This window comes from Clostridioides sp. ZZV14-6345, assembly GCF_020657775.1.
In the GTDB taxonomy this organism is placed as follows: Bacteria; Bacillota; Clostridia; order Peptostreptococcales; family Peptostreptococcaceae; genus Clostridioides; species Clostridioides difficile_D.
On sequence record NZ_JAGWCX010000100.1, the window covers coordinates 1 to 9,086 of the forward strand.

General features: G+C 26.5%; 12 protein-coding genes and 1 pseudogene. 5 read left to right on the forward strand and 8 right to left on the reverse strand.

Annotated features, from left to right (window positions below; all coding sequences use genetic code 11):
- The coding region (locus tag KGF39_RS18280; RefSeq protein WP_227823400.1) for an ABC transporter substrate-binding protein at window positions 1–561 on the reverse strand (561 nt) is incomplete at its 3' end.
- A 384-nt stretch (window positions 562–945) separates the two neighbouring features.
- On the opposite strand from KGF39_RS18280, the gene KGF39_RS18285 reads away from it, so the two are divergent.
- Window positions 946–1,680: a class I SAM-dependent methyltransferase gene (locus tag KGF39_RS18285; RefSeq protein ID WP_227823401.1), complete on the forward strand. Its 735-nt coding sequence runs from the start codon at window positions 946–948 to the stop codon at window positions 1,678–1,680.
- Window positions 1,681–1,784: 104 nt separating this feature from the next.
- On the opposite strand, the gene KGF39_RS18290 is transcribed toward KGF39_RS18285, so the two are convergent.
- Window positions 1,785–2,276 carry a prolyl-tRNA synthetase associated domain-containing protein gene (locus KGF39_RS18290; protein ID WP_079740062.1) on the reverse strand — a complete coding sequence of 164 codons (492 nt, stop codon included), beginning with the start codon at window positions 2,274–2,276 and terminating at the stop codon, window positions 1,785–1,787.
- Window positions 2,277–2,619: 343 nt separating this feature from the next.
- Here KGF39_RS18290 and KGF39_RS18295 point away from each other — a divergent pair, with 343 nt between their 5' ends.
- From KGF39_RS18295 to KGF39_RS18305, 3 genes are all read left to right on the forward strand, one after another.
- Window positions 2,620–3,003 carry a PBECR2 nuclease fold domain-containing protein gene (locus tag KGF39_RS18295; RefSeq protein WP_054273858.1) on the forward strand — a complete coding sequence of 128 codons (384 nt, stop codon included), beginning with the start codon at window positions 2,620–2,622 and terminating at the stop codon, window positions 3,001–3,003.
- Window positions 3,004–3,506: 503 nt separating this feature from the next.
- Window positions 3,507–3,890, forward strand: coding sequence for a YtxH domain-containing protein (locus KGF39_RS18300; RefSeq protein ID WP_227823402.1), 384 nt, complete (start codon window positions 3,507–3,509; stop codon window positions 3,888–3,890).
- A 1-nt stretch (window position 3,891) separates the two neighbouring features.
- Window positions 3,892–4,242: a hypothetical protein gene (locus KGF39_RS18305; RefSeq protein WP_054273860.1), complete on the forward strand. Its 351-nt coding sequence runs from the start codon at window positions 3,892–3,894 to the stop codon at window positions 4,240–4,242.
- Between the two features lie 102 nt (window positions 4,243–4,344).
- Here KGF39_RS18305 and KGF39_RS18310 read toward each other — a convergent pair whose 3' ends face one another.
- The 4 genes from KGF39_RS18310 to KGF39_RS19995 form a co-directional block, all read right to left on the reverse strand.
- Window positions 4,345–4,803: a hypothetical protein gene (locus KGF39_RS18310; RefSeq protein WP_227823403.1), complete on the reverse strand. Its 459-nt coding sequence runs from the start codon at window positions 4,801–4,803 to the stop codon at window positions 4,345–4,347.
- Between the two features lie 47 nt (window positions 4,804–4,850).
- Window positions 4,851–5,639 (reverse strand): N-acetylmuramoyl-L-alanine amidase, encoded by a 789-nt coding sequence (locus KGF39_RS18315; protein WP_227823404.1) that lies wholly within the window; start codon window positions 5,637–5,639, stop codon window positions 4,851–4,853.
- 138 nt (window positions 5,640–5,777) lie between these two features.
- On the reverse strand, window positions 5,778–6,215 hold the full coding sequence (locus KGF39_RS18320; RefSeq protein ID WP_227823405.1) for a deoxycytidylate deaminase: 438 nt from the start codon (window positions 6,213–6,215) through the stop codon (window positions 5,778–5,780).
- Window positions 6,216–6,434: 219 nt separating this feature from the next.
- Window positions 6,435–6,569 carry a hypothetical protein gene (locus KGF39_RS19995; RefSeq protein WP_255643637.1) on the reverse strand — a complete coding sequence of 45 codons (135 nt, stop codon included), beginning with the start codon at window positions 6,567–6,569 and terminating at the stop codon, window positions 6,435–6,437.
- A 601-nt stretch (window positions 6,570–7,170) separates the two neighbouring features.
- On the opposite strand from KGF39_RS19995, the gene KGF39_RS18325 reads away from it, so the two are divergent.
- Window positions 7,171–7,707 (forward strand): signal peptidase II, encoded by a 537-nt coding sequence (locus KGF39_RS18325; protein WP_227823406.1) that lies wholly within the window; start codon window positions 7,171–7,173, stop codon window positions 7,705–7,707.
- A 406-nt stretch (window positions 7,708–8,113) separates the two neighbouring features.
- Here the strand turns inward: KGF39_RS18325 and KGF39_RS18330 are convergent, their stop codons facing one another.
- Both KGF39_RS18330 and KGF39_RS18335 read right to left on the reverse strand, forming a co-directional pair.
- Window positions 8,114–8,914: an ABC transporter permease gene (locus KGF39_RS18330; protein WP_227823407.1), complete on the reverse strand. Its 801-nt coding sequence runs from the start codon at window positions 8,912–8,914 to the stop codon at window positions 8,114–8,116.
- Window positions 8,904–9,086 (reverse strand): annotated as a pseudogene (locus KGF39_RS18335) (ABC transporter ATP-binding protein); the annotation flags it as partial. The pseudogene KGF39_RS18335 and the gene KGF39_RS18330, both read right to left, overlap by 11 nt.

Sequence of the window (9,086 nt, forward strand, 5' to 3'; positions counted from 1 at the left end):
TTGTACATCAGTTCTTACATTAACATTACCTGCTTTTAGGTTTTCTCCAAGAGTAAGACCTTTTTCTTTTATAACATATTCAAAAGTCATTAGTGGAACTCCACCTTTTCTACCACCTAATATTTCTTTTCCTTTTAAATCCTCATAAGAGAAATTAGGCATTTTTTTCCTAGCAATTAGAAAACTACCATCTCTTTTAGTTAATTGAGCAAAATTTACTGCATAATCGTTTTTGTTTTGATTATATACATATATAGATGCTTCAGGACCCATTAAACCTACATTTGCTTCACCTGAAATTAAGGCAGCCATAGTTTTATCTGCACCTTGGGTATTTATAAGGTCAATCTTTATGCCTTCATCTTCAAAGAATCCTTTCGTAATAGCAGCATACTGTGGAGCATAAAAAACAGAATGAGTAACTTCTGCTATAGTTACTTTATCTAGATTTTTAGACGAAGAATATTCATCTTTTTTGTCACTAGAGTTAAAATCACATCCAGTTAGACAGATTGTGCTTACAATGATAGAGCTTGCTATTGCGACTATTTTTTTAAACATAATAAATACCTCCCATAAAACATACGAATAATATATAGTATTAAATATTTATTGTAGTTGTTACAAAAATGTATCTATACTTATAATATTTCTACAAAAACTTAAAAATAAATTTGAGTTTTATGTTTAGTTTTTTTAGTAATGTGTAATCTTTGGTAAATTATATTGATTATTTATAAGCTAAGTAATAAAATTAAAATAATATCATTTTTTTGTCTATTATACATAAAGAAAAAATTTGTATATAATATAAATTAGATTAATTTATATGAAAATAATTAATTTATATAAACTTTTATTATTTTTATATGAAATAGTAAAAGCTTATATTTTGTATTTAATAGATTGCATCTAAACAAATATACTTAAAATGGAGGAAATTTTATGAAACAAAATAAATATGATGATGATAAATTCTTTGATAAATATAGTAAAATGGAACGTTCTATAAATGGACTAGCAGGTGCTGGAGAATGGCATATTTTAAAAAAAATGTTACCTGATTTCAAAGGAAAAAGAGTTTTAGATTTAGGGTGTGGATTTGGATGGCATTGTCAATATGCAGTTGAGAATGGAGCAAACTCTGCTGTTGGAATTGATATTTCAGAAAAAATGTTAAAAGAAGCTAAAAACAAAACGCAATTTGATAATATAAAATACATATGTATGCCTATTGAAGACATTAATTTTCCAAAAGATAGTTTTGATGTGGTTATTAGTTCTTTAGCATTTCATTATATTCAATCATTTGAAGATATATGTGAAAATGTAAGTAATTGCCTTTCAAGCGAAGGTGACTTTGTATTCTCTGTTGAACATCCTATATTTACTGCATATGGAACTCAAGAATGGTATTGTGATAAAGACGGTAATAATCTACACTGGCCAGTAGATAGATATTTTGAAGAAGGAGTACGTAAGTCAAATTTTCTAGGAGAAGAAGTTACAAAATATCATAAAACACTAACAACTTATCTAAACACTTTAAATAAAACTGGGTTTGAAATATTAGAAGTTGTTGAGCCTCAACCAGAGGAAAAACTATTAGATACAATTCTTGAAATGAAAGATGAACTACGAAGACCTATGATGCTACTTGTAGCTGCAAGAAAAAAATAATAAAAATAAATAACTATTGTAAAAGTAAAGTTGTAGAAAACAATTACACTAATGTAAAGAGTGCAAAAGCAATCATTGCTTTTGCACTCTTTATCAAGTTACAATTATACTTCCACGTAATATATTTCATTCCCATTTTGTTCTATAAGCTTTTTCATATCTTCAAACTTTAAAAATACAGTAGCAGTATTATCATTTGGATGTATACCTATTTTATCCATTTTTAATAAGTCTTTATCAAATACAACTTTTACAACAGCCTCTGTATCATTTAATATACCAAAAGGAGTCACAGCTCCCTTAGTAAGTTTTAAGTATTTTTGAAGTCTTTCTTCTGATGCAAAACTAAGAGGTTTACTATCAATTTGTTGACGAATATCTTTTAAATCTGCTTTTTTGTCTTTACCTAATACAACTAAAAAATGTTCTTTTCCCTTAGCATCACGAAGAAATAAATTTTTTACAACAAATTCCATATGTAATGTTTTTAATTCTTCCATTTCTTCAATTGTATAAACTGGTGGATGATTTACAGCTTCATAAGGTATGTTTAATTCATCCAATTTTTTATATACTTCTTGTTGTTGATTGTTCATAATATTCTCCTATTAGAAATTTATTTTATATATAAATAATATTATCATAGAAAACTTTAAAAGAAAACGTTTTATACCATATAAACCTTATATTTTTATAAAGAATCAAGAATATTTAATATAACGTAAAAAAGCTAAACAATTTCTAAAAACAGCTTACAAATAGAACCTTATTTACCATTTATAAATCATATAAAAATAGTTTATATAAAGTCATATATGAAAAAACTATATTATGCTATCTTTTCTTTTTGGAATAAACTATACTTTAAGTATAGATATTTAATTTAAATAAATTTTACAGTATTAATGGTAAATTATCTTAGAAAGGAATGTGCTTTATATGTCTACAGACAAAGTTGTTGGAATCATAGATGAAGAAACGGCAGAACTTGCAGGAATTGAATATACTGGTAAAATTTATGCTTCTTCTGGTGTTATAAAACATATAAAGAAAAAACATCGATGTCAATTAAGTAAGGACATTGTTAATGATATAATAGATACTATAAAAATGGTATTAAAGTCCCCTGAATATATAGGAAGTCATCCTAAAAAACCTGGAAAAAGTGTGGAGTTTATAAAAAAGATTGATGATTACATTTTAGTGGCTACAGAATTGGATACAAAAAAAGGATATTTATATGTATCTTCACTGTATGCTATAAAAGAAGCAAAATTAGAAAGTAGAATAAATAGTGGAAGAGTAAAACAATATGATGGTTAACATAATATTATTAAATTTCCAAAACTATTGAAAAATATTATCATATAGGTTATAATATAAATATACATGTAAATATTTATTAGTTAGATTTGAGGTTGGAAAAGGCACCCAATACGCTACTATGGAGTAGTTAATAGAGATGCAGGATACGCCGCCCTGCCAAATCTAATTAAATTAAAAGGAGAGGATTAATTCCTCTCTTATTGTTTTTTGAAATACTAATTCAATTTATATAGAAAGATTGAAGGTCATTTATCCTAAAAATTTTTTAGTTATATACGTGAAGCTAATCAAATAAGATATTTATAATCTGTATCTAATAAATATTATATTTAATAAGATAAAAATATATAAAAAAGCCTTATAAAATTTTAAATTGTAATGGATAGAAAGTAATTAAAAAGAATTTTTATTGATTTTTAAAAATTTAGTTAGAAACTATATCATTATGGTAAAAAATGTATTATAATGTTTAAAAATATTATAATAAGGGGCGATTAAATATGAGTCTATCAAAGAAAATAGAAGATAAAAGAAAAGCTAAACAAAGAGCTGAAAAAGTTAAGAAAGCTAAAATTGCTACAGCTGGTGTAGTATTAGGAGCTGTTACTGGTGCAGTGAGTGGAGTACTGTTGGCTCCAAAATCGGGAAAAGAGACAAGAGAAGATATAAAAGGTGCTTCACAACAAATTGCTGAAAAAATAAATATGAAAACCGTGGATGTAAAAGGTAAGGTATCTGAGAAGCTAAAAGATAGAAAAGGAAACTTTATAGAATCAAAGAAAAAAATAAAAAAATATATAGATAATAAAAAGAGTATTGAAAATTCTAATGAGGAAGATAAAATAATAGATATTGTTGAACCAGTTAGTGTTACTGAGGAATAATATGAACAATACAATAACAATTAACATAAGTATAATATATGTATTATTAGCTATACTTGGGTGTATTGCTTTAGTTTATTTAATTATTGTACTTGCTAAACTACATAAGATTTTAAATAATGTTGGGACTATGTTAAGTGAAAATACTCAAAATATAAATACAACTTTAAATAATCTTCCTAGTGTTGTAGAAAATTTTGGAGAAGTAGGGGAAAACATGAAAGACGTAACAGAAGTTGTTACTGATGTTACAGCAGATTTTCTTGTTACTAAAGACAGTGTTAAATCAAATATGGATGTTATAGTTGATATATTGACTATAATTAAAAATATTTTTCTAGATAAAAAATAATATGTTTAATATAAAAAAAGTCTAGAAGATATAATTTAAACGACCTTAAAATGGCATTTATAAGGTCGTTTTTTTATTGGTTTAATTTGATATTATGTGTTTTTAATTATTGGTAATATTCCTCTTTATCATTTGAATATATATATCTATGCTTGTTGTTTCAATTACATCCATAAGAACATCTTTACATTCAAACTCAAAATCTTCCATTCCTTCTAAATAGTCATCATCTTCATCAAAAAAGATATAAGAATTATATAACCATTCTTCAAATTTTTCTTCAAGTACATCCCAATACGAATTCCAAAATAATCCACAACCTGACATATAAGATGCTCTACTTTCATTTATATAAATCTCGTTTAGAAGCTTTTGTAACTTACTGCTATAAAGTAAATCTGCTTTTCCACTGCTTGATATTAATTCATTTAAATCTTCTATTGACATTAATTCAACTTTACCACTTCTATCATAAGGAGTATAATTTTCATCAACCCATTTATGTGGTTTGTTTTCTCTGCATACTGTTGCTATTAGCTCTACAACTTTTGTTCTTATCATTTTTTCTTTGTCCTAACTTATTGATTTTTTATAAAATAATCATAATTTTATAACTTATCTATTTGTTTTAATGCTAATTTAACAGTTTCATATCTATCAGCACCATTTATTACTACATCACCTTTTACAAGTTTATTAGCTTCTCCGCCTACAACATAAACCTTTTTACCTAAACCTTGCTTATAGCTAGATGCTTCAACTATTAAAGAATCTTTTAATTGCCAATATAAAATCTGAGCAGCCACTTTATCAGCATCGCCTGTATAAACTATTACATTTTCGTACATTTTTTCTCTCCCTCCTTCCTGAGAATTTGATATAGATTTGTTTAATATACCTTCTGCTATCAATTTAGCAACTTTATCTTTATTGTTAACATAATAATCTGTATCGGCTTTACTATCTACAAAACATACTTCTATTAATATTGCTGGTGCAATGGTATGATTAAGCCAATAAAGACCCCTAACATCAGACTTTGCACCTCTATTTTTGAATACTGTAGCTAACCTAGTATTCACTTTTTCTGCATATGTTTTTCCATTATTAGTTTTATATATTGTTTCTGTACCTACTGGAGTTGAAGTTGTAACATTTGAATTAAAATGAATCTGAACAGCCAAATCAGTTTCATATTTATTTGCTATAGCACACTGGTCTGCTAAATGATTACTTGATTCATCAACTCTTCCTGTATAAACAGTAGCCCCTCCTATTTTAAGCCATTTAACAATTAAGTCATTAAGTATTCTTGTTTCTTTGCTTTCGTTTATATACCCAACAGCTCCTGTACCTTTTCCAGTTAAAGTGTGTCCTGGTATTATTACTACTTTCAAATTAACATCTCCTTTACAATTAAATTTAACTTCTATTTAATATATGCATAATTCAGAATTTTGTTTCTTTTTATATCTTATACTTCTATTATAAGGCATATTGTAAAATTATAGAATATTAAACAAGAAATATTAAATTTATAATTTTGTGTATAAGACATTACTTGATTTCAACAATTTTATAGCATATTCATCAATTCTATATCCAGTTCTATAATATATGTGTTTAATTCCAGATTGAATTATAGCCTTAGTACAATTTAAACAAGGAAAATGAGTTACATAAATAGAGCAATCTTTAACTGAAATACCTTCTTTTGCACAATAATAAAGGGCATTTTGTTCAGCATGAATAGTTCTAATACAATGTCCTTCTCTCATTTCATGACCAGCTTCACTACAATGCTTATCTCCAGAAATACTACCATTATATCCAGTAGACACTATTCTATTTTCTGAATTGACAATTATAGCTCCTACATAAGCTCTATCACAAGTTCCTCTTTCAGCTACTGTTTCACACAACCTCATAAAATATTCTTGCCATGAGCATCTATTTTCAAGTTTTTTATCCAAATCATATACCTCCATAATTTATATCTAATATATAAGGTTTATACCTTAAAAATGATATTAAAAACAAATTTATATGACAAATAAAGTTTATTAATATTATTTTTATTTCAAATAAAAGTTACAAGGAAGCTAAAATTTTATATATATTTCTTTATAATATGAAATATCACAATATAAAAAACTGTCTCAATAAAATAGAGACAGTTTTACAGTCAAAGTTTATAATACAAGTTCATATTTTTCTTTAAATTCTTTTATAGCTTCAGGCCATGCCTTTTGTTCTGTAATACCTTTTTCTTTAGCTATTTTAATTGCAATTTCTCTTATCATTGCAGCTCCTTCTAATATTCCCATTTTTAATCTCCCTTCAAATATCTTTTTGTATAGAATATAAATAGTGCTAAGACTTATTACATGCTGCATATACAATATTTATACAACACATAACTCATAAATTCCTTTTATTTTCATACGTCTTTAACCGACATATAATTATATTCAATAAGTTTTAAAATTATGAACCCAATTATAATTATTTTTATTTTTTTAGAATCTAAACACTAAAAATTATAGGTAAATTTGTCTTATGCCTTTATAAATATTTCTACAGTTTTAATTATTAGACATATCTCTTTTTAATACTAAAAAGAGTATAGAAATCAAGATTATCTCAATAAATACAGAGTTTTAAGATATTTAGGAGAAAAAATTTACAAGGATATTATAATAAATGAAAGAACCCTATTTACTGGAGCATGGTTTGTTAAGAACCTATTTCAGAAGAAATTATATAAGATACCCTTGATAAATTACATGGAAATAAGTATTATCTGCGAAATCAGAAAAGAAATGACTTGATAATTTATCCATGTTATAATTATTGATGTGGAATCAATAAATCGAAATTCCTTTCGGGGGGTTTAACAACACTAAGGAAGGAAAAAGTGAATGACTTTTGCAAGGAGGTGTTAATATCAGACAAGTAAAGTCTTTTGTTTTTCCAGTTATAGTCTTGACATTCTTAGACCAAATTAGCAAAGCTCTTATAGGATTATTCTTAATGGACTTTGAATTTGATATAATTGGTAAATTTTTAAGATTTAATCCTGTTCAAAATACAAATCTTTCTTATGGTGGAAATTTTATTGGTATTCTATCTAATTTATGGGTACTGGTATTGTTTAACATTTTAGTTATCCTCGTTATTATATCTGGATATGCTTTTTACAAATCAAAAAATGAACAAACAAGCTATTCAGTAAAAGTAATTATGTCTTGTGGGCTTGCTGGGGCAATATGTAGCTTGATAGATAAAGTATTTTGGGGAGGAAGTTTAGATTTTTTACAGATACCAAGCTTTTTTATTTTCGACTTAAAGGACTGCTATCTTACTGTTGCAGAAATAATATTTGTTATCATAGGAATTTTGCATAACAGAGAAATATCAATGAAAGAATACATATATTTTTGCTATTGTCAGTTTAGAAGATAAATCCAAGTTTCAAGGTAAACTATTTAACCACAGCAAATGGCTGGCTCACTTCAGCTGTTGGGCTAAACTCACTCATTGAGTCTCTGTTATCTAACAAATGGAGCACAAAAAAATGAAAATTAAATATTGAAACAGTTAACTTTGATTAAAAAGTTGGATGTCTTTTCTTTTATAGAAATTTAAGCATAGGTAATAAAGAAATGACTGCATTTAAGCATTATGTATAATTGGATTCAATAAAAAGCCAGCAAAGCCCATAAAATAGAGCTATGCTGGCAACATGATGAGTTATAAGAAGATAATCAGAAATTTACTATTTGTTTTAATTTAAAAAAATGATTACTGAAAAGAAATCATTTTTTATTATAATCACTGAAACATAAAATATTCTAAATAAAATTTTTATCTATCTGGAATTGTATATTTTTTCTATAATATTAACTATAGCGTACATTGCCCAAGCACAGATAGCCAATACAAATACTCCCATCATTACTAAATCTAATTTAAATACTTGAGAGCCATATACTATTAGGTATCCTATTCCATATCTTGAAACTAAAAATTCTCCAACGATTACGCCTACCCATGCCATACCAATATTAATCTTAGTTAAATTTATTAGATTTCCTGTGTTTGCAGGTAATATAAGTTTAAATAATATTTGAGATTTACTAGCTCCAAAACTCTTTAACATCTTAATCTTTTCTTCATCTATATTCATAAAATAATTGTAAGCTGAAAGTATAGTAACAACAACAGAAATAGTTACAGCTGTTACGACGATTCCTTCTATTCCAGCACCTACCCAAACTATAATTATAGGAGCTAAAGCAGTCTTAGGAAGAGCATTTAAAACTACTAAAAATGGATCTAATATTTTTGATAATTTTTCTGACCACCAAAGAGCAATTGCTACCAAGATACCTAAAACAGTCCCTATAACAAGACCAAGGACAGTTTCATATACAGATATTCCAATATGTTTAAATAATTGACCACTAGATGCATATTGAATAAATAAATTGTAAATATCACTTGGTTTGCTAAATAGGAATGTATTTATAACATTTAAGTCAGCTAAAAGCTCCCATACTACAATAAAACCAATTAGAATTAATAGTTGGTAGAATAGTACATTTCTTTTTTCTCTTTTTACACCTTTCACATAGTTTATATATCCTTCAGATCTTTTATTAAGCCTCATGTGTATCTAGCTCCTTCCATAATATGTCGAAATACTTTTGAAAATCAGGAACTTTACGTGTTTTGAGAGGCGTTTTTGTTCCATCCATATTAAGTTCAATATCATAAATATTTTTTATGGTAGCTGGTCTTTTAGATAATATTGCAACCTTATCTGATATGCTTATTGCTTC

Coding starts and splice junctions, on each gene's coding strand:
- KGF39_RS18285 (WP_227823401.1), top strand. CDS start 946: ATGAAACAAAATAAATATGATGATGATAAATTCTTTGATAAATATAGT.
- KGF39_RS18290 (WP_079740062.1), bottom strand. CDS start 2,276: ATGAACAATCAACAACAAGAAGTATATAAAAAATTGGATGAATTAAAC.
- KGF39_RS18295 (WP_054273858.1), top strand. CDS start 2,620: ATGTCTACAGACAAAGTTGTTGGAATCATAGATGAAGAAACGGCAGAA.
- KGF39_RS18300 (WP_227823402.1), top strand. CDS start 3,507: ATGAGTCTATCAAAGAAAATAGAAGATAAAAGAAAAGCTAAACAAAGA.
- KGF39_RS18305 (WP_054273860.1), top strand. CDS start 3,892: ATGAACAATACAATAACAATTAACATAAGTATAATATATGTATTATTA.
- KGF39_RS18310 (WP_227823403.1), bottom strand. CDS start 4,803: ATGATAAGAACAAAAGTTGTAGAGCTAATAGCAACAGTATGCAGAGAA.
- KGF39_RS19995 (WP_255643637.1), bottom strand. CDS start 6,569: ATGGGAATATTAGAAGGAGCTGCAATGATAAGAGAAATTGCAATTAAA.
- KGF39_RS18330 (WP_227823407.1), bottom strand. CDS start 8,914: ATGAGGCTTAATAAAAGATCTGAAGGATATATAAACTATGTGAAAGGT.